Source organism: Microbacterium murale (genome assembly GCF_030815955.1).
Classification (GTDB): Bacteria; Actinomycetota; Actinomycetes; order Actinomycetales; family Microbacteriaceae; genus Microbacterium; species Microbacterium murale_A.
Genome location: NZ_JAUSXK010000001.1, coordinates 3401474 through 3422038, shown reverse-complemented (window position 1 = coordinate 3422038; position 20565 = coordinate 3401474). Strand labels below are relative to the sequence as shown.

Genomic DNA, 20565 nt, shown 5'->3' with positions numbered 1-20565 from the left:
CTCCTTTTATGCGTGTGTGCGGGTAGCAACAGCGCGTCTCAGGGCATCCAGCAGCGATGCGCCGTCGTCCTTGAGATCGTCCGCAGTGAGTCTGATGACGATCCAGCCGAGTGCTTCCAGCTCACGCTGGCGCTGGATGTCGCGACGCCACTGAACCTTATCCGTGCGATGACCGTCGCCCTCGTACTCGATCGCGATCTTCAGCCGGGGATAGGCCAGATCCACCCGAGCAACCAAGCGGTCATCATCGTGCACCTCGAACTGCACCGCCGGGTCCGGGAAGCCTGCTGAGACGATCAGGAGTCTCGTGCCGGTCTCCTTCGGAGATTCCACTCGTTCTCGAGCGAGCGGCAATGCCTCGCGCACAGTCGCGCAGCCAGGGAACCGTCCCCACTGGGCAAGACGATCCTCGATTTCCTGGAGGGTGGTCATCGGACGCCGCGGTCCCAGGTTCGGATAATCAGATGCTGTCGTGATGAGCGCGTCGATCACTGTCACGGCTTGCACGACCGTCAGCTCATGAGCACAGGTGAAGAACGCGGCGACCGGGTCGACCACCGGAACACCCTTCAACGTCATGGTCTCTGCACGATCCTCGGCGAGACGCCGCCCTTTCACGCCCGATGTCTTTGGCGGTGCCTTGTCCGGCGGAACAATCACCTCCAAGGGCTCTTCCCCCGTCCACAACATCGGAAGAGGAAGGCCCCACAGCCGCATCCCGGTGCGTCCGCCGTAGCGGTGATCGTGCTTCATCCGTTTGTGACAGCACGAGACGAATTCTGCGAAAGTCTCCGGCGCCTTCGTCGCTCGTACGCCAGGGAAGGGCCGGTCGAGATCCGGGGCATCCCTTCGAGAGCGTCCCAATCCTGAGGCCGCAGCGTCGCGGACGGCGAAGCGCTCTCCCAAGCGTCGTGGCAGTTGGTTTCGTCGGCCCATCATCACATCCTGGGCCGGGGCCACGCTACGCGAAGCCCACGGACACGCGAGCTGTGGACAGCTCGTGCCGTCATCGGCCCTGTGCAGGGAAGGTCAGCACTCACGCGCCCCGATCAGCACGGTTCAGCCTCTGCTCAAAGGAGAAGATTGCCGATCTCACCGCTTCGAAACAAGCACTTTTCCCCTTCCACCGCTCGGAGACGCGGTAACCGCTGCCCGAGACGCGGTGTCGCCGCCGGTGACGAGGTGAACCGTGCCGGAGGGAGGCACATGGGCGCCAGTGGAGGTGGAAGCGAACGCGACGGCGTAACGTTCGCCTGCGGACGGCCGGGGCACGCGAGAATGGACACATGGACTGGCAGAGCACCTCCGAGGACACCGTGCCATCGGCGCGCGTGAGCGACGCGGATGCTCGACTGCTGCGCGCACGTCCACCTGTCACCGGAGCATGGCGCGACGGTGACCCGGCCGGGCATCGCAAGTTCGCGGCCTCAGGCCCGTTCCGTACCGAAAGCGGTGTGGAGCTTCCCAGCATCCGCATCGCGTACGAGACCTGGGGCGAGCTCAACGCGGCGCGAGACAACGCGATCCTCGTGCTGCACGCCCTCACAGGCGACAGCCACTTGCGTGGAGACGCGGGCGCAGGACATCCGACCGCCGGCTGGTGGGAGGAGATCGTCGGCCCTGGCGCCGCGATCGACACCGACCGCTGGTTCGTGATCGCCCCGAACATGTTCGGCGGCTGCCAGGGCTCCACCGGTCCTGCCAGCGTCGCCCCCGACGGGTACGAGTGGGCATCGCGCTTCCCCTACGTCACCGTGCGCGATCAGGTCGCAGCCCAGGTGCGCCTCGCGGATGCGCTCGGCGTCGATCGTTGGGCAGGTGTGGTCGGCGGGTCGATGGGTGGGATGCACGCGTTGGAGTGGGCGGTCACGCACCCCGAGCGCGTCGAACGTCTCGCCGTGCTCTCCTCTCCCCCGGTCAACACCGCCGATCAGATCGCACTGAACTCGGTGCAGCTCGAAGCGATCCGCATGGACCCTCGATTCCAGGGCGGCGAGTACTACGATCTCAGCGACGGCGAGGGACCGCACCGTGGTCTCGCCCTCGCTCGTCGGATGGCGCTGCTCAATTACCGCAGTCCCATCGAGCTGAACCAGCGCTTCCAGCGTTCCTGGCAGTCGGATGTCTCGCCTCTCGGCCATGGCGGACGGTTCGCCGTCGAGTCCTACCTCGACTTCCACGGCAACAAGTTCACGCGCCGTTTCGACGCGAACAGCTACCTCACGCTCGTGGAGGCGATGAACTCCCACGACGTCGGCCGCGCTCGCGGTGGAGTCGAAGAGGCCCTTCGCACGGTCACGGCGAAGACCCTCGTGCTCGGGATCGACACCGATCGGCTGTTCCCCGTCGACGGGCAGCACCGCATCGCGCGCAGCATCCCGAACACGCTCGACGGAAACGAGGCGGTCGTTCTGACCAGCGACTTCGGGCACGACGGCTTCCTGATCGAGACCGCAGCCGTGGGTGCGCACCTGAACCGCCTGCTCGAGGCCTGATCCCGCCGCGACATCGATCAGTCGCGCAGATAGTTCCACGGGAGCGCAGCCGTCTCCAGCCTGTGCCGTCCTCCGCCACCTTCTGGATGCTCGGCGTCCCCGCCCCAGACGAAGATCCCGCCCTCCACGATGTGTGTCGCGTAGAGCTCGGGAACGGATGCCGCGGCAAGTGCGCCGGCGACGCTCGCAGTCTTTGCGAGTGCCTGCAGCGTCACCCACGTCGGTGGGAACAGCCGCAGTTCCCCGGCTTCGTGGAGGCTGAGCGCGTCGGCCGGCGTCAGCCACCGTGCCTCGACCACCTCGTCCGGTGCGAGCACAAGATCGCCATCTGGAGCTGCCGCGAGGAAGAACCAGGTGCGCACGCGCTTGGGGGCTTCGACAGGCGGCACCCAGCAGGACAGCGTGACGAGATCTGCGGGGCGCACCCCCACCTCTTCTTCGCACTCGCGGATCGCGGCGCGGGCCGCGATCGGCTCCTCGTCCGCGTCTACGCGCTCTCCTGCGGTCTCGACGTCTGCACTCTCGACGTCAGCGTTCTCCACGACCCCGCCGGGAAAGACCCACCCGCCGGCGAACGATCCACGATCAGGACGACGAATCAGCAACGTCTCGAGGCCGTCGCCCATGCGGTTGCGCAGCAGCACCACAGTGCCGCCGACCGACATCGCCCTGTCCATCACCACACCATACGCGGGAGGCTCAGTGCTACCGGATCACACCACTACCGGATCACACCACGACGGCGATGCGCTCGACGCGGAGGGCGACGACGGTGATCGCAAGCCCGACCACCGCCAGCGCCGCACCGACCCATGCGGGTGCGGTGAAACCCCAGCCGACCGCGATCACGACCCCGCCGAGGAAGGCACCGAGACTGTTGCCGATGTTGAGCGCCGAGTGGTTCATCGCCGCAGCGATGGATTGGTTGTCGCCGGCGACGTCCATTAGCCGCGTCTGGATCGCCGGGCTCAGCACCGACGAGACGAGTCCGACCCCGAACGCGAGCACTGCCAGCAGGATGATCTGGAAGGACAGCAGCGCAAGCATCCCGAGCACGACGGCAAGGGTCGACATTCCGAGCAGCAGCGTCAGACGCAGGTCGCGGTCGGCCAGGTAACCGCCGAGCAGGTTGCCCACCGTCATGCCGAGGCCGACGATGACCAGCACGATGGGCACTGCCCATGCCGGTGAACCGGCTACCTCGGTGACGAGCGGGGCGATGTAACTGTAGACCGCGAAGAATCCGCCGAACCCGATCGCCCCGATGCCCAGTGTGAGCCAGACCTGTCCGACACGGAACACGCCGAGTTCTGAACGCAGCGTGCGGCCGGCGTCGCCCGGATGCTTCGGGACGAATCTGGCGATGCAGACAGTGGCCAGGGCGAACACCACCGTGACGACCAGGAACGCACTTCGCCAACCCCACTGCTGGCCGAGGAACGTGCCGAGAGGTACGCCCACGACGTTCGCGATCGTGAGGCCGGTGAGGATGAAGGCGACGCCCTTGGCGCGCTTGCCCGGCCCGAGCACGTCGGCCGCGACGAGCGCGCCGATGCCGAAGTACGCCCCGTGCGGGAGCCCGGCCAGTAGACGCGAGGCACCAACGAGTCCGAAGCTCGGCAGGACGACGGTGAGCGCATTGAACACCGTCAGCGCCAGCGCGAGACCGATCATGACGCGATGACGGGGGAACCGCGCGACCAGCCCGGCGATGGTCGGCGCACCGATGACGACGCCGAGCGCGTAGAGCGAGATGAGCACACCGGACTGCGCGATGGCGTCTTCGTGGCTGGTCTGCCAGAGATCGGGCAGCAGGTCCTGTGCGATCTGCGGCAACAGGCCCATCATGACGAACTCGGTCATGCCGATGCCGAATGAGCCGATGGCGAGGGAGAGGAGCGCCCACTTCGCCGCACCCCTCGAATTCTTCGAGGGATTCACCTGTCCATGCTACTGGTCAGCGGACTCCTCGATCGCCGCCTCGAGCCGGTCGATCTTCGCGTCGAGCTCTCCGCTGTACCCGGGTCGGATGTCGGCCTTCAGCACCAGCGAGACGCGGGAGCCGAACGGCATCACGGCCTCGGTCGCTCGCTTGACGACATCCATGACGGTGTCCCAGTCCGGCCCCTCGATCTCGGTGAACATGCTGGTGGTGCGGTGCGGAAGTCCGGACTCGCGGACCACCTTGACAGCTGCGGCGACCGCGTCGTGCACGGATCCGTCGGTGTTTCCGGAGCCGCCGGGAGCGACGGAGAAGGCGATGAGCATGAGAGTTCCTCTCGTTGAGTGGTCCGGGCGGTTCAGGTCAGTCGTGTTGTTCAGGTTCGATGAGAGGCGCGTGTCGCCGGCACCCGCACCATGGCACGCACGCCGATGACGAGCAGCGCGATAAGCAGCAGATTGCGAGCGGACAGCAGCATCACGGGCATAAGCTCTGCGCGCAGCAGCGCGTCGTAGGTCAATGGGTAGATCAGGCACGTCAGCGCGCAGAGCACAAGAGCGATGCCGGTCGGCACTCCGGACCGTGTGCGGTCGAAGATGATCCACAGGATCACAGGGGCGATCAGCCAGGTCTGGAACTGCGGCGAACCGACCTTGTTCGTCACGATGAGTGTGACGACGAGCGCGAGCGCCAGCGGCGGGAAGAGCCGCGGAAAGGATGCGCCGCGCGCCGCTTTGACGATCCCGGTCGCCAGCACCGCCGCGACCGCGAGCACCATGATCGGTGTCAGAAGCGCAGCCAGCACATCCACGCCGGGTGCGTCGATCTGGAAAGTGAGGATCTCGAAGCTGTAGTCGATGGATGCCGCGCCCGAATGCGCCAGCCAGAGGAACGGCGTCGCAGCGACTGCTTCGACCTGCACTCCCCTCCCCGTCTGCTCCGTGAGGAACCCGAAGAGATGGCGGTCGGCACCGATGAGAAACAGCACGACCACGATGGCAGCGCACGCGCCGGCAGCCGCGATCAGCACCCTGACGCGGCTCTTCGCCGCAACGACCGCAGCGAGTACGAGTGCTCCCGGCCAGATCTTGATCCAGGCCGCGACCGTGAGCAACGCAGTCGCGACGACAGGGCGCTTGATCAGCCAGAGCCCACCGATCACGCCAAGCGGGACCGTGACGGCGTCGATGCGATAGACAGCGATCGGTCCGAGCAGCAGCAGCGCCCCGACCCAGAACCACCCGGCCGATCGCCGCGAGGCTGTGCCGCGTCGTCCGACGAGCACGCCGAAGGCGACAGCATCCACGGCCGTCACCAGCACCGCCCATCCGATCAGATATGCACCCGATACGCCGACGAACCCGACCAAGGGCCAGGCCAGCAGCTTCGCGAGAAGCATGGGCAGCAGCGCCAGCTGCGGGTAGACCCAGGACTCTGTGATCCCGACTATGGACCCGCCGCTCACGACGGCGGCAGACCAGGGTTCGTACACGAGCACGACGTCGCCCATCGGCTGACTCGGATATATCCACCCTTGCCAGGCGACCAGCACGTGCGCCGCGAGGAAAGCGGTCCACAGTACCGCCGTACGAGGTGTCACGAGAGCAGGTCTTCGACGGCCGCAGGCAACGCCGCGGCGACATCGAGCGCGACGATCGGGCGGCCGGAGGCGCCGGCACCCGACCTGGAGGCGAGCGTCGCGGCATGTCCGTGCAGCCATGCGCCGGCCGCAGCGACTTCGGCCGCCGGCGTGTCCGGGTTCGCCGCGAGGAGAGCGCCGAGCACACCGGCGAGAACGTCGCCCGCACCGGCCGTCGCCAGCCAACCCGGGGCGGACGAGACCGAGATCACGGTGGCCTCCGGCGCGGCGACCAGTGTCCTCGCGCCCTTCAAGAGCACCGTGCATCCCAGCGCGTGCGCGGTCTCGGCGACGTCGACGACGTGATCACCCGCGCCGTCTGCAGGCAGTCTCAGCAGCTCACGCAGCCGCGCGAACTCGCCCGCATGCGGAGTGGCCACAAGCGGCGCCGCAGCATCCGGTGCGAGATACAGTGCCCCGGCGTCGACGACGACCGGCACGGAACCGGCGAGGATCCCGCGAAGTGCGGCAGTCTCCTCAGGAGCGCGCGCCGCAGAATCCGTGCCCGAGCCGATCACCCAGGCGCCCACACGCGTGCGTCCGATGTCCGGTGCGGCGACGGTCTCCGGGCGGCGGGCGATGACGGCATCCGCTGCGCGTCCCTCGCCGACGAAGCGAACGTACCCCGCACCGGCGCGCCAGGCTGCTTCGACGCCGAGCACCGCTGCACCGGGATACGCGTTGGAACCGGTGCGCAGGGCGACGACACCACGCGAGTACTTGTCGTCGTCGGGGCCCGGAACGCGCAACAGGCGCGCGGTGTCGGCGCGGGACCATTCGCGGACGTCGACCATGCGTCCACGCTAGCGCGCCGAGCGGCTGTCCCGCGGGACTACGGTCGTAGGGTGAGTCTTCTCTTCTCCCCGCTCGGCATCAGATCCGTCACCTTCCCGAATCGCCTCTGGGTCTCGCCGATGTGCATGTACTCGGCTGTGGACGGGGTCGTGCAGGAATGGCACCACACGCATCTGACGCAGTTCGCTTCCGGCGGTGCCGGACTCGTCGTCGCCGAAGCGACCGGGGTCGTCCCCGAGGGGCGCATCTCACCGCGTGATGCCGGCATCTGGAACGATGAGCAGCGCGTTGCGTGGACGCCGATCGTGCAGGCGATCCACGACCGATGCGCGCTCGCCGGCATCCAGCTCGCACACGCAGGTCGCAAAGCCTCGACCTGGTGGCCGTGGGCAGAACGGCGCGGCTCCGTCGCGGCCGAGGATGGCGGCTGGACGACGACGGCACCGTCGGCGATCGCATTCGAGGGCTTCGACGAGCCCGTCGCGTTGGACGCTTCCGGGATCGACAGTGTCGTCGAGGGGTTCCGCGCCGCGGCGCACCGCGCCCTGGACGCCGGATTCGACGTGCTCGAAGTGCACGGCGCCCACGGATATCTGCTGCACCAGTTCCTCTCACCGCTGTCGAACGTGCGCACCGACGAATACGGCGGATCCCTCGAGAATCGTGCACGACTGCTGCTGCGCATCGTCGATGCCGTACGTGAGGTCGCAGGTGACGGGGTGCCGCTGTTCGTGCGCATCTCTGCCACGGATCACGCCGACGGCGGGTTCACCTCCGATGAGGCGTCGCTCGTCGGTCAATGGGCCGTCGAACGCGGCGCCGACCTCATCGATGTCTCCAGTGGCGGGCTCGTCGCGCATCAGCGGATCGACGTTCATCCGGGCTACCAGGTGCCCCTGGCCGCGACCGTCCGCCGGGGCGGCCGGGTCCCGGTCACGGCCGTCGGGCTCATCACCGCCGCAGAGCAGGCGGAACAGGTGCTCGCTGACGGGGCGGCCGATGCGATCTTCGCCGGGCGGGAGTGGCTGCGCGATCCGCATTTCGGTCTGCGTGCCGCGCATGAGCTCGATGACACGGTCGCGTGGCCGCCGCAGTACTTGCGCGCCCGCTGGCGCTGAACCGCGACGGCCCGCTGCTACCTGCCGTGCACCCGTCGGGTGGCGTCCTGCACCTCGCCGACGAGCTCCTCCAAGATGTCCTCGAGGAACAGCACTGCGGTGGTGTCGCCGTCGGCGTTGCGCACCTTGGCGAGATGGCGACCGGCGCGACGCATGACCGCGAGGGCGTCCTCGAGGTCGGTGTCCTCCTGCACAGGAACCATGTGGTGGATGCGCTTCGAGGGGATCGGCTTGGCTGTCGTCGTCGCGGCATCCGCGCCCTCCGAGGCCCGGAGGATGTCTTTCAGATGCACGTAGCCGAGCGGCGCGCGTTCCTGATCCACGATCACGTATCGGGAGAAGCCGTAGCGCGCGACCGCCCGTTCGATGTCGTCCGGTGTGGACGTCTCCGGCAGCGTCACCAGGTCGCTCAGCGCCACGGCGACATCGCGTGCCTTCTTGTCGGTGAACTCGACTGCCTTCGACACCGTGCCCGACGCGTCTGACAGCACTCCTTCACGACGCGACTGATTGACGATCGTGGCGACCTCGTCGATCGTGAAGGTCGATGCCGCCTCGTTCTTGGGCTCGACGCGGAACAGTCGGAGCACGCCGTTGGCTGCGGCATTGAGTACCCAGATGACGGGGTGGAAGACCTTCGAGATCCACACCAACGGCGGCGCGAGAATCAGCACAGCGCGATCCGGAACCGAGAAGGCGAGGTTCTTCGGAACCATCTCGCCGAACACCACGTGCAGGTACGACACCAGCAGCAGGGCGATGACGAATCCGGTGACGTCGACCACAGCGTCCGCCCACCCGAGTGCGTGCATCGGGATGCCGAGAAGGTGGTGGATCGCGGGTTCTGAGACGTTCAGGATCAGCAGCGAGCAGATCGTGATCCCGAGTTGCGAGGTCGCGAGCATCAGCGTCGCGTGCTCCATCGCGAACAGCGCGGTCTTCGCCGATCGGGAGCCCTGCTCCGCGCGCGGCTCGATCTGCGAGCGTCGGGCCGAGATCACCGCGAACTCAGCGCCGACGAAGAAGGCGTTCGCGATGAGCAGGATCACGAGCCAGACGATTCCCATCCAGTCGTTCATCGCTTCACCTCCGCGCTCGCAGCGTCCACCGGTACTGGCGTGTACCGGATGCGATCGACACGGCGGCCATCCATGCGGACGACCTGCAGTACGCCGGAGTCGAGAGTGACTTCGTCACCGTTCGTCGGCACGCGCTCGAGCACGCTCATGATGTAACCGCCCACCGTGTCGTACACGTCGCCCTCCGGCACGAGGACACCGGTGCGGCTGCGGAGTTCATCCGGACGCAGCTCGCCAGGGAAGGTGATGGAGTCGCGGCCGCGCACGACGCCGGCGCGACTGCGGTCGTGCTCATCCGACACTTCGCCGACGATCTCCTCGACGAGGTCTTCGAGCGTGACGATGCCGGCGGTGCCGCCGTACTCGTCGACGACGATCGCGAGCTGGTAGCCCTTGGCCCGAAGCTCCGAGATCAGCACATCGAGGTGCACCGTCTCGGGCACTCGCAGCGGCTCTGTCGCCAGCGCGCCGACCGGAACCTCGGCTCGTCGCTCGCGGGGCACGGAGACGGCGGCCTTCAGATGCACCACTCCGGTGATGTCATCGAGGTCGTCGTCGTAGACCGGGAAGCGGCTGTGCCCGGTGCGGCGCGCGAGCTGAATGACGTCTTCGGCGGAGTCGCCGGCAGAGATGGCGTGCATGCTGGGGCGCGGCGTCATGACGTCGTCGGCCGAGAGCCTGGCGAACGTGAGGCTGCGGTCGAGCAGCGTGGCCGTATCTGCTTCGAGAACACCAGCGCTGGCAGAGCGACGCACGAGTGAGGAGAGCTCTTCGGCCGTGCGTGCACCGGAGAGTTCTTCCTTGGGCTCGATTCCCACCGAGCGCAGGATGCCGTTGGCGCTGCCGTTGAGCACCACGATGGCGGGTTTGAAGACGGTGGTGAACGCCACCTGGAACGGGATGACGAGCTTGGCTGTCGCCCGCGGCAGCGCCAAGGCGAAGTTCTTCGGCACGAGTTCGCCGAGGATCATCGACAGCACAGTCGCGATGAACATGGCGACGACGGTCGCGATCGGCCGCACCGCACCTTCCGCGATGCCCCATCCCGTGAGCACGGGGCTCAACAGGTTCGAGATCGCCGGCTCCATCGTGTAACCGGTCAGGAGCGTGGTCAGCGTGATGCCGAGCTGCGCCGAGGACAGATGGGTGGAGGTGTGCTTGAGTGCGCTGATCGTGAGCGACAGCCGCGACTCTCCGCGCTCCTGTCGCGCCTCGAGTTCAGCGCGGTCCAGATTGACGAGTGCGAACTCGCTGGCGACGAACAGGCCCGTTCCCACCGTGAGCAGGAGCCCCACGCCCAACATGACGTAATCCATCAGTCGTTCCCCTCCTCCTCAAGGAGCCGGGGCGGGCAGTGGGGCGATGTACTACAACTGGGAGGGTCGTCCATGGTGCATCGATTCTACAGAGTGAAAGCTGCGCTCTCGCCTTTTCACAGCATCCGCGTGCGCGGCGGGTGCAGGCCCTACCAGCTGACGGGCAATGCCTTGCCCTCTTCATATCCGGCGGCGGACTGCCGACCGACCAGAGCACGGTCGTGGAACTCCGGTACTGAAGCCGCGCCCGCATAGGTGAACGACGAGCGCACACCGGAGGTGATCATGTCGAGCAGGTCCTCCACGCCCGGTCGCAGCGGATCGAGATAGATCCTCGACGACGAGATGCCCTCGGCGAAGAGCTCCTTGCGTGCCCGCTCGTACGCATCCAGTCGCCCGAAGCGCGCCTGCACTGCCTTCGTCGACGCCATGCCCCAGGACTCCTTGTAGAGGCGGCCATCCGCATCCGTCTGCAGCTGGCCGGGGGCTTCGATCGTGCCGGCGAACCAGGAGCCGATCATGACGGATGCCGCACCGGCGGCGAGAGCGAGCGCGACGTCCCGCGGGTAGCGCACTCCCCCATCCGCCCACACGTGCGCACCCAGTTCGTGGGCGGCCTGCGCCGTCTCCAGTACGGCGGAGAACTGCGGGCGCCCGACAGCCGTCATCATTCGCGTGGTGCACATGGCGCCAGGTCCGACACCGACCTTGAGGATCGAGGCGCCGGCATCCACCAGGTCGTTCGCGCCGTCAGCCGTGACGATGTTGCCTGCGACGAGCGGGATGCCGAGGTTCAGCGCCGCGACTTTCGAGAGCGCGCGCAGCATGCCCTCCTGGTGGCCGTGCGCGGTGTCGATGACGAGCACGTCGACGCCGGCGGCGGCTAGTGCCTTGGCTTTGGCCGCGACGTCACCGTTGATGCCGACAGCGGCGCCGACCGCCAGACGTCCATCCGCGTCCACCGCGGGCGTGTAAAGGGTCGAGCGCAGCGCGCTGCGTGCGCTCAGCGTTCCGATCAGATGGCCGTGACGCAGAACCGTGACGAGCTCGGCACCCGTCTCGGTGATGACGTCGAACGCCGCACGCGGAGTCGTGACGTCCTCCGCGTCCAGCGCGGGAGTGCCGGCGTGCACCAGATCACCCAGCTGCGCATCCGGCAACGCGGTGGCGAGTCTGGTGGCAGGCAGGATGCCCTGGACAGCGGATGCCTCGACCACCGTCCCTGCGATGCCTTCGGCGACCACGATGCCGTGACCGGCAGTAGCGGGCAAGAGGCAGAGCGCCTCGGCGACGGAGGCCGACGGCGGAAGCACCAGCGGCGTGTCCCATTCCACCGGTTGCCGCTTCACCTCACGGATCGCGGCATCCAGATCCTGCAGCGGCATGTCCTGCGGAAGGACTCCCAATCCGCCGCGCCGAGCGAGCACTGCGGCGAGCCGGGGGCCCGTGACCGAGTTCATGTTCGAGGCGACGAGCGGGATGGTCGCGGGGGTGCCGTCTCCAGGCGAGAGATCGACCTCGAGCCGACTGGTGATGTCAGAACGCCGCGGCACCAGGAAGACGTCCGAATAGGTGAGATCTACGGCAGGTTGCGCGCTGACGAACTTCATACCCCCACGGTAGCTTCATCCCTTCAGATCGGGCAGGCGTGCTCGCGTATCCGTGCGCGAGAACACGTTAGGCTAGATGGCAGAGCGCGCTGACCCGGGGGCCTCCCATTCCGCGCGTGGACAGAAGCTTCAGCGATGAAAGAGGGCGATAGCGCGTGGCGAACCAGGTGGCCGGCGTCGGAGGTTCGGACGACGGGGATTTCGGAGCCAACTCGTGGCTCGTCGACGAACTCTACGAACAGTTCAAGATCGATCGCAACTCCGTCGACAAGGAGTGGTGGCCGATCCTGGAGAACTACAAGGCGGATGCCTCGTCCGCACCCGCCGCGTCCGCACCGGCACCGACTTCCGCCGCTGCATCCGCAGCCGCGGCAGAGCATCCGGTGACGGCCCCGATCCCGGTGATCGGTTCGCAGCCCGTCGCTCGAACCACTGCGAAGCCCGCAGCGCCTGCGCCGATTCCCGCTCAGGCGCCGAAGCCGGAGGCGAAGGCGGCCGAGGAGTCCGCCGATGAGGACAAGGTCACTCCCCTTCGCGGCATGACCAAGACCCTCGCCGCGAACATGGACCAGTCGCTGACCGTCCCCACGGCGACCAGCGTCCGGACCATTCCGGCGAAGCTGATGATCGACAACCGCATCGTCATCAACAACCACATGTCGCGTTCGCGCGGCGGCAAGATCAGCTTCACGCACCTCATCGGCTGGGCTCTGATCCAGTCGTTGAAGGAGTTCCCGAGCCAGAACGTGTTCTACGCCGAGATCGACGGCAAGCCTTCCGTCGTCGCGCCGGCCCACGTCAACCTCGGTATCGCGATCGACCTGCCCAAGCCCGACGGCACCCGGGCCCTCATGGTGCCGAGCATCAAGCGCGCCGACACGCTGACCTTCACCGAGTACCTCGCCGCGTACGAGGATCTCGTCACCCGCGCACGGGCCAACAAGCTCACCGCGGGCGACTTCGCCGGCACCACGGTCTCTCTCACCAACCCCGGCGGCATCGGCACAGTGCACTCCGTACCGCGCCTCATGAAGGGCCAGGGCTGCATCATCGGCGCCGGTGCCCTCGAGTATCCGGCGGAGTTCCAGGGCGCGAGCGCGAAGACGCTCGCCGAACTCGGCATCGGCAAGACGATCACCCTCACCAGTACTTACGACCACCGTGTGATCCAGGGCGCGGGTTCCGGCGAGTTCCTCAAGAAGACGCACGAACTGCTTCTCGGCGAGCGTGGCTTCTACGACGACATCTTCGCGGCTCTCCGCATCCCGTACGCGCCGATCCGTTGGAACGCCGACATCGCGGTCGACCTGGCAGAGCGGGTCGACAAGCAGTCCCGTGTGCAGGAACTGATCAATTCCTACCGCGTCCGCGGGCATCTGATGGCCGACATCGATCCGCTCCAGTACGTGCAGCGCTCGCACCCCGATCTGGAGATCGAGAGCCACGGCCTCACTTTCTGGGACCTCGATCGAGAGTTCGTCACCGGCGGTTTCGGCGGCAAGCGCCTGATGAAGCTGCGCGACATCCTCGGGGTGCTCCGCGACTCGTACTGCCGCACGCTCGGCATCGAGTACATGCACATCCAGGACCCGGAGCAGCGACGCTGGTTCCAGGAGCAGGTCGAGGTCAAATATCAGAAGCCCGGTCACGACGAGCAGCTGCGTGTTCTGCGCAAGCTCAACGAAGCCGAAGCGTTCGAGACGTTCCTGCAGACCAAGTTCGTCGGCCAGAAGCGCTTCTCGCTCGAGGGCGGAGAATCACTGATACCGCTGCTCGACGAGATCCTGCAGGGTGCCGCAGCAAGCGGCCTCGAGGGTGCCGCGATCGGAATGGCCCACCGCGGGCGGCTGAATGTGCTGACCAACATCGCCGGCAAGACGTACGGTCAGGTGTTCCGCGAGTTCGAGGGGCTTCAGGCCACAGGGAACAAGCGCGGTTCCGGCGACGTGAAGTACCACCTTGGCACCAAGGGCACGTTCATCGCCGACGACAAGTCGGAGCTGCCGGTCTATCTCGCAGCCAACCCGTCGCATCTCGAGACCGTCGATGGCGTGCTCGAGGGAATCGTGCGCGCCAAGCAGGACCGCAAGCCGATCGGCACGTTCTCGTGGCTGCCGATCCTCGTGCACGGCGATGCGGCCTTCGCCGGCCAGGGAGTCGTCGTCGAGACGCTGCAGATGGCACAACTGCGCGGCTACCGCACGGGTGGCACGATCCACGTCGTCGTCAACAACCAGGTCGGGTTCACCACTACCCCGACAGATGCACGCACCTCGGTGTATGCCACGGACGTCGCCAAGACCACTCAGGCACCGATCTTCCACGTCAACGGCGATGACCCCGAGTCGGTCATCCACGTGGCGCAGCTCGCCTTCGAGTATCGCGAGCGCTTCCACCGCGACGTCGTCATCGATCTCGTCTGCTACCGCCGTCGCGGGCACAATGAGGGCGACGACCCGTCGATGACGCAGCCGCTCATGACCGACCTGATCCAGGAGAAGCGATCGGTGCGCAAGCTGTACACCGAGGCTCTGGTCGGCCGCGGTGATATCACCGAGGAAGAGTACGACCAGGCAAAAGACGACTTCCAAGGCCGACTCGAGGTCGCTTTCGCAGAGACCCACGCGGCGGAGACCGGCGCCACGCCGATCGCTCCGGACCTCGTCCCCGTCGATGAAGTCAGCGGTGAGCCGGACGTCACCGGTGTCTCCGCAGAGGTCGTCGGCCTCATCGGCGAGGCGTTCGCGAACAAGCCCGATGGTTTCACGGTCCATCCCAAGATCCAGCAACTGCTGGACAAGCGGGTCGAGATGACCCGCAGCGGCAACATCGATTGGGGCTTCGGCGAGCTGCTCGCGTTCGGGTCGCTGCTCGTCGAAGGCACGCCGGTGCGCCTCGCCGGCCAGGACTCACGGCGCGGCACGTTCGTGCAGCGTCACGCCGTCATGCACGACCGCTCCAACGGGCAGGAGTGGCTGCCGCTGGCCAACCTCTCGGAGAACCAGGGACGCTTCTTCGTCTACGACTCGCTCCTGAGCGAGTACGCCGCGATGGCGTACGAGTACGGCTACTCGGTCGAGGCGCCGGAAGCGCTGGTCCTGTGGGAGGCGCAGTTCGGTGACTTCGCGAACACGGCGCAGGCGGTCATCGACGAGTACATCTCTTCGGCCGATCAGAAGTGGGGTCAGCAGTCCGGCGTCACCCTGCTTCTCCCGCACGGTTACGAGGGACAGGGGCCGGACCACTCCTCCGCACGCATCGAGCGCTTCCTCCAGCTGTGCGCGCAGGACAACATGACCGTCGCACGCCCGTCCACGCCCGCTTCGTACTTCCACCTGCTGCGCCGCCAGGCGTACGCCCGTCCGCGGCGACCTCTGATCGTGTTCACGCCGAAGGCGATGCTGCGTCTTCGAGGTGCGACGAGCAACGTCGAAGACTTCACCCAGGGCCGCTTCGAACCGGTGATCGATGACCACCGCGACCTGAACCGCGAGAGCGTCAAGCGCGTTCTCGTGCACTCCGGCAAGGTGCACTGGGATCTGCGCAACGAGCTCGACAAGAACCCGAACCCTGAGATCGCGCTGGTACGACTGGAGCAGTTGTACCCGACGCCGATCGATGCGCTCAAGGCGATCACCGACTCGTACCCGAACGCCGAATTGGTGTGGGTCCAGGAGGAGCCGGAGAACCAGGGTGCGTGGCCGTTCCTCGCGCTCGCGTTCACGGATGTGCCGGGCGACCGTCAGTTCCGCACGGTCGCGCGTGCCGCCTCCGCGTCGCCCGCATCAGGGTCTTCGAAGGTGCACGCCGCAGAGCAGGCCGATCTGCTCAAGCGCGCTCTCAGCGTCTGATCCGAATCGCTCCGCTGCTCAGTACCAGATGCCGAGCAGCGGAGCCTCTGCGGCGCGGAACGCATCATCGATCGATGCGGCGACCTGTGCGGTGGCATCCAGAAGTCCGGCAGCGCGCAGCTGCACGGCGCTCACTCCCCCGACGTAGAGCGCTGACAGCGCTGCGACGTCCAGAACGACATCCACTGCGGCATCCGCTTCAGGCACGACCCTGGCGATCGAATCGTCGACAGTGAGACGCCACGAGCCTTCAGCGAAGCCCAGCGAGTCGACCACGCGGAGCACCACGTCGATCGGCGCACGGTACGTGCGCGCCGAGAGCGCAGCGGGAACATCGAGGATGCGCAGCCATCCGTGATCGTGCACCACGACCTCGACGCCTCGTCGGTCGGAGACCAGCCATGGCAGCGGATCATCGATGGGACGCAGGTCGACGCTGATCCTGTCGACCAGATCATGCTGCAGAGCGAAGCCCCAGAGGGCGGTGAGCGCGTCAGAAGTGACGGCGGAGATGTGGAAGATCGTCATCTCGAAGCGGAAGGTATCAGGAATCTCGGCGAGCTTGTAAGCCATCACGCCGCGCACGGCACCGTGCTCGTCCAGGTAGCGGACGCCTCGAACGGATGCTGCAGACGGGTGATCCGGCGTGAGTCCGGCCACGCGATCCCAACGCAGCTTCCAGCCAGCGATCTGACCCGACCGCTGGGTGCGCGCCACATCGTGCAGCGTCGACAGATGATCCCTCAGCGTCTCCTTGTCGATGTACTCCACCCGGCCCGCCGGCGCGGTTGCGGCCCATCCGGCGCGACGCGTGTCGACGGTGATTCGTGCAGCGGGGATCGCCGAGGCGAATCCGTAGCGGCCGTAGATCGTCGCCTCGGAGACGGTGAGACCCGCGATGGGCACACCGGCGGATGCGGCGGCCCGGAGTTCTCCTTCGAGCAGTGCCCGCGCGATCCCCCGCCGACGATGGGTGCCGGAGACCGTCACCGAACTGATCGCCCACATGTCCACTTCGCCGCCCGGCACCGTGAGCGGCGTGACCCAGGAATTGACCGTCGCGACGGGCAGCGCGCCCTCATCGGCACCGACCTCGAACACACCGATGTTACGACGGGCTTCGAGCGCTGCCGTCGTCGCGGTGATCACTTCGGCGCTGGGCTCGGAATCGAGGAATCCACGCGCATCTGCACGGAAGAACGCTTCGGCATCTGCCGGCAAGGACATGTCGATGTTTCGATACGTCAGCTGCTGCCCGGCCAGGCGCTCGAGGGAGGTGGGGTCGACAGGAATACTACGCGCGTCGGTCATCTCTCCACCCTAAAGGCAGGCGCCGACGCGACGTCAGTGCCGGCGTCAGTGAACGGCGGCCTGAGCGTGGCGCAGTTTCGTGAGCACCAGGTCGCGGAGCTCTTCCGGCGCCGTCTCTTTGCACGCTCGCGCCACGACCTCGGTCAAGGTGCTGGCGACGAGTGCCTCGCCCTGGCAGGAGGGGCAGTTCTCGATGTGCTCTCGGATCTCGCTGTGCTCCGTCTTGCACACCTCATTGCGGAGGTATTCCTCCAGATCCTGACGGGCTTTGTCGCAACCGCAGTCGCTCATTTCTTGCTCCTCGTGCTGGCCGTGGCGATCCCTCGCTCAGCGGCATAATCGGACAGCAACTCGCGCAGCATTCGCCTGCCACGATGCAGGCGGCTCATCACGGTGCCGATGGGGGTCTTCATGATGTCGGCGATCTCCTGGTACGCGAAGCCCTCCACGTCAGCCAGGTACACCGCCAGTCGGAAGTCCTCGGGGACCTCCTGCAGCGCATCCTTCACAACAGACGCCGGCATTCTATCGATCGCTTCAGCCTCGGCAGAGCGGCTGTGCGTCGCGGTCGTAGATTCCGCTCCGCCCATCTGCCAGTCCTCAAGCTCGTCGATCGTGCCCTGGAACGGTTCGCGCTGCTTCTTGCGGTAGATGTTGATGTAGGTGTTCGTGAGGATGCGGTAGAGCCACGCCTTCAGGTTGGTGCCCTGAGTGAACGATGCCCATGACGCGAATGCCTTCACGAACGTCTCCTGCACCAGATCAGCAGCGTCGGCGGGGTTGCGTGTCATACGCATCGCCGCCGCATACAGCTGATCCATGAACGGGATCGCCTGTTCCTCGAATTCGCGCCGAGCGTCGCCGGCCGTTTCAGCGGGTGCCATGTCATCCATCACGGGCCAGTCTAGGCCGGTGATGTCTGTGATCCCGCTTTCCAGCGTTGCGAGCATTCGGTCTCCTTCTCGGCGTGTGCCCCGCCGTTCACTAAGGTGGAACCGATGAGTGACACTCGGTATTCCACTTCCCCCGCCCGGGGCGCATACAGCGCGCCCGTAGCCGCCGGCGCTGTGCACTCGACCTTGACCATTCCTGGGTCGAAGTCGCTCACCAACCGCGAGCTGATCATCGCCGCGATCGCAGATGGGCCCGGCCGTCTGATCGCACCACTGCGTTCAGACGACTCCCTGCGCATGATCGACGCACTTCGCACACTCGGCGTCGGCATCGAAGAGATCGACGGCGAAGGCGAGTTCGGCCCCGACCTGCTCGTGACACCAGGCCACCTGCGGGTCGGTGGCACAGTCGATTGCGGTCAGGCCGGCACTGTCATGCGATTCATCGCCCCGATCGCCGGTCTCGCGGCCGAGGATGTTCACCTCACAGCGCATGAGACCGCGTTGCATCGACCGATGGGCGCGATGATCACAGCGCTCCGCGATCTCGGCGTCGACATCGATGACGAGGGCACCTGGTCACTGCCGTTCACGATCCGCGGTCACGGTCGCATCCGTGGCGGCCGGATCGAGATCGACGCATCCGCATCGAGCCAGTTCGTCTCCGGTCTGCTGCTGGCCGCTCCTCGTTTCGATGTCGGCCTGCATCTGGTGCACACCGGAGATCACCTGCCGAGCCTGCCGCACATCGACATGACCATCGAATCGCTGAGCCGCCGCGGCATCCGCATCGAGCGTCCAGCGGTCGGCGAATGGCTCGTGGAGGCCGGTGTTCCGCGGGCGAAAGAGATCGCGATCGAGCCCGACCTCTCCAATGCAGCCCCGTTCCTCGCCGCGGCGATGGTGAGCGGCGGCGAGGTCTCGATCACAGGGTGGCCGCTGCACTCCACGCAGCCCGGTGCGCTGCTGCCGGACATCCTTCAGGCCATGGGTGCGCACGTCGGGCGCCACAGCGGCACGATGACCGTACGCGCCGGCGACAGCATCCGCGGCCTCGACCTTGATCTATCCGCAGCCAGCGAGCTCTCTCCGACGATCGTCGGACTCGCCGCCTTCGCTGACGGCCCGACGACGATCCGCGGAATCGGACATATCCGCATGCACGAGACCGACCGCATCGCGGCGCTCATCGGCAATCTCACCGCTCTCGGCGGCGAGGTCGAGGAGCTCGCGGACGGTCTCAGGATCATCCCTCGCCCGCTGCACGGCGGGGTCTGGTCCGCGCACCACGATCACCGCATCGCGACCACAGGCGCCCTCGTCGGCCTGCGCGTGCCAGATGTGGAGATCGACGACATCGGCACGACGGCCAAGACGCTGCCGGAATTCACGCAGCTCTGGGAACGGATGCTGGGAGGCACCTCCGCGTGAGCTGGCTCGACCCTGAAGATGACCTCGACGGTGACTTCGAGGACTTCGACGAGAGCAGCATCCGCGTGCGCCCGAACCCGAAGGCGAACCGGCCCCGCACCAAGCGCCGACCGGCGCACGACGATGCGCAGATCGGACGAGTGCTCGGCGTCGACCGCGGACGCTACAACGTGATGATCGACGAGGGCACAGACGACGAGAGGACGATCACCACCACACGCGCCAGGGAGCTCAGGCGGGCTCCCATCGTCACCGGCGATCAGGCGCGCGTGGTGGGCGACACATCCGGCGACGAAGGCACCCTGGCGCGCATCGTCGGAATCGTCGAGCGCTCGTCGTTGCTGCGCCGCAGCGCGGACGACACCGATCAGGTGGAGCGGGTGATCGTGGCGAACGCCGACCAGATGCTCATCGTCGTCGCCGCAGCCGATCCGGAGCCGCGCGCCCGCCTTGTCGATCGATACCTGGTGGCAGCGCTGGATGCCGGTGTACGTCCGCTCCTCGTCGTCACCAAGACCGACCTCGCCGACCCGACCCAGTTCCTCTCCTATTTCGACGGCCTCGATCTGCGCGTATTCACCAGTGCGCAGGAGGAGATGCCCATAGACGAGATCGGTGCGGCGCTGCTCGGGCACTCGACGGTCTTCGTCGGCCACTCCGGCGTCGGCAAGTCGACCCTTGTGAACGCGCTCGTACCGTCCGCTGAGCGCGCGACAGGACACGTGAACCAGGTCACGGGGCGCGGACGCCACACCTCGTCATCGACGGTCTCGCTGCGCTATGTGAGCCCGGCGGGTACCGGTTGGGTGATCGACACACCTGGTGTGCGCTCGTTCGGCCTCGGACACGTCAACCCGGCCAACATCCTCGCCTCCTTCACCGAGCTGGCCGAGATCGCCGAGAACTGCCCTCGCGGATGCACGCACCTGACCGATGCGCCGGATTGCGCGCTGATCGAGGCCGCAGAACGCGGTGAACTGAGCGCGGCTGGTCTGTCACGCCTGGACTCACTGCAGCGCCTTCTGCAGACATTTGCGGACAAGGCGGATGCGAATCCCGGATCGCCTGGTCGATAGGCTGGAGTG

The 20565-nt window shown here is 66.7% G+C and carries 17 protein-coding genes; 5 read left to right on the top strand and 12 right to left on the bottom strand.

The window, feature by feature from the left end:
• Positions 1–6: 6 nt before the first annotated feature.
• A complete protein-coding gene (locus QFZ46_RS16485) occupies positions 7–579 on the bottom strand; it encodes an endonuclease domain-containing protein (protein ID WP_307363284.1) in 573 nt (190 codons plus the stop codon).
• 707 nt (positions 580–1286) lie between these two features.
• Here QFZ46_RS16485 and metX point away from each other — a divergent pair.
• On the top strand, positions 1287–2495 hold the full coding sequence (gene metX, locus QFZ46_RS16480; RefSeq protein WP_307363283.1) for a homoserine O-acetyltransferase MetX: 1209 nt from the start codon (positions 1287–1289) through the stop codon (positions 2493–2495).
• Between the two features lie 17 nt (positions 2496–2512).
• Here metX and QFZ46_RS16475 read toward each other — a convergent pair whose 3' ends face one another.
• From QFZ46_RS16475 to QFZ46_RS16455, 5 genes are read right to left on the bottom strand one after another with little or no spacing between them, the layout of a single operon-like run.
• Positions 2513–3172 carry an NUDIX hydrolase gene (locus QFZ46_RS16475; RefSeq protein ID WP_307363282.1) on the bottom strand — a complete coding sequence of 220 codons (660 nt, stop codon included), beginning with the start codon at positions 3170–3172 and terminating at the stop codon, positions 2513–2515.
• A gap of 52 nt (positions 3173–3224) precedes the next feature.
• Positions 3225–4436, bottom strand: a complete 1212-nt coding sequence (locus QFZ46_RS16470; RefSeq protein ID WP_307363281.1) for an MFS transporter — start codon at positions 4434–4436, stop codon at positions 3225–3227.
• A 9-nt stretch (positions 4437–4445) separates the two neighbouring features.
• The gene (locus QFZ46_RS16465) at positions 4446–4763 is read right to left on the bottom strand and encodes a thiamine-binding protein (RefSeq protein ID WP_307363280.1); all 318 of its coding nucleotides are present in this window, start codon (positions 4761–4763) and stop codon (positions 4446–4448) included.
• 50 nt (positions 4764–4813) lie between these two features.
• The gene (locus QFZ46_RS16460) at positions 4814–6037 is read right to left on the bottom strand and encodes a hypothetical protein (RefSeq protein ID WP_307363279.1); all 1224 of its coding nucleotides are present in this window, start codon (positions 6035–6037) and stop codon (positions 4814–4816) included.
• Positions 6034–6870, bottom strand: coding sequence for an ADP-dependent NAD(P)H-hydrate dehydratase (locus QFZ46_RS16455; protein ID WP_307363278.1), 837 nt, complete (start codon positions 6868–6870; stop codon positions 6034–6036). The genes QFZ46_RS16460 and QFZ46_RS16455 overlap by 4 nt, the downstream gene beginning before the upstream one ends.
• 51 nt (positions 6871–6921) lie before the next feature.
• Here QFZ46_RS16455 and QFZ46_RS16450 point away from each other — a divergent pair, with 51 nt between their 5' ends.
• A complete protein-coding gene (locus QFZ46_RS16450; RefSeq protein ID WP_307363277.1) occupies positions 6922–7989 on the top strand; it encodes an NADH:flavin oxidoreductase/NADH oxidase in 1068 nt (355 codons plus the stop codon).
• A 17-nt stretch (positions 7990–8006) separates the two neighbouring features.
• Here the strand turns inward: QFZ46_RS16450 and QFZ46_RS16445 are convergent, their stop codons facing one another.
• From QFZ46_RS16445 to QFZ46_RS16435, 3 genes are all read right to left on the bottom strand, one after another.
• Positions 8007–9068, bottom strand: a complete 1062-nt coding sequence (locus tag QFZ46_RS16445) for a hemolysin family protein (RefSeq protein WP_307363276.1) — start codon at positions 9066–9068, stop codon at positions 8007–8009.
• Positions 9065–10384: a hemolysin family protein gene (locus QFZ46_RS16440; RefSeq protein WP_307363275.1), complete on the bottom strand. Its 1320-nt coding sequence runs from the start codon at positions 10382–10384 to the stop codon at positions 9065–9067. The genes QFZ46_RS16445 and QFZ46_RS16440 overlap by 4 nt, the downstream gene beginning before the upstream one ends.
• 149 nt (positions 10385–10533) lie before the next feature.
• Complete coding sequence (locus QFZ46_RS16435) at positions 10534–11994, bottom strand: GuaB1 family IMP dehydrogenase-related protein (RefSeq protein ID WP_307363274.1); 1461 nt, start codon at positions 11992–11994, stop codon at positions 10534–10536.
• A gap of 155 nt (positions 11995–12149) precedes the next feature.
• Here QFZ46_RS16435 and QFZ46_RS16430 point away from each other — a divergent pair, with 155 nt between their 5' ends.
• Positions 12150–15845, top strand: coding sequence for a multifunctional oxoglutarate decarboxylase/oxoglutarate dehydrogenase thiamine pyrophosphate-binding subunit/dihydrolipoyllysine-residue succinyltransferase subunit (locus tag QFZ46_RS16430; RefSeq protein ID WP_307363273.1), 3696 nt, complete (start codon positions 12150–12152; stop codon positions 15843–15845).
• Positions 15846–15863: 18 nt separating this feature from the next.
• Here the strand turns inward: QFZ46_RS16430 and QFZ46_RS16425 are convergent, their stop codons facing one another.
• Genes QFZ46_RS16425 through QFZ46_RS16415 form a run of 3 tightly spaced genes read right to left on the bottom strand, consistent with a single transcriptional unit; the run spans position 15864 to position 18106 of the window.
• Positions 15864–17156, bottom strand: a complete 1293-nt coding sequence (locus tag QFZ46_RS16425) for a GNAT family N-acetyltransferase (RefSeq protein WP_307363272.1) — start codon at positions 17154–17156, stop codon at positions 15864–15866.
• Between the two features lie 45 nt (positions 17157–17201).
• The gene (locus QFZ46_RS16420; protein WP_307363271.1) at positions 17202–17447 is read right to left on the bottom strand and encodes a zf-HC2 domain-containing protein; all 246 of its coding nucleotides are present in this window, start codon (positions 17445–17447) and stop codon (positions 17202–17204) included.
• Positions 17444–18106, bottom strand: a complete 663-nt coding sequence (locus tag QFZ46_RS16415; protein WP_373457653.1) for a sigma-70 family RNA polymerase sigma factor — start codon at positions 18104–18106, stop codon at positions 17444–17446. The genes QFZ46_RS16420 and QFZ46_RS16415 overlap by 4 nt, the downstream gene beginning before the upstream one ends.
• 48 nt (positions 18107–18154) lie before the next feature.
• On the opposite strand from QFZ46_RS16415, the gene aroA reads away from it, so the two are divergent.
• Positions 18155–19480 carry a 3-phosphoshikimate 1-carboxyvinyltransferase gene (gene aroA, locus QFZ46_RS16410; protein WP_307363270.1) on the top strand — a complete coding sequence of 442 codons (1326 nt, stop codon included), beginning with the start codon at positions 18155–18157 and terminating at the stop codon, positions 19478–19480.
• Positions 19477–20556, top strand: a complete 1080-nt coding sequence (gene rsgA, locus QFZ46_RS16405; RefSeq protein ID WP_307363269.1) for a ribosome small subunit-dependent GTPase A — start codon at positions 19477–19479, stop codon at positions 20554–20556. The genes aroA and rsgA overlap by 4 nt, the downstream gene beginning before the upstream one ends.
• Positions 20557–20565: the final 9 nt, after the last annotated feature.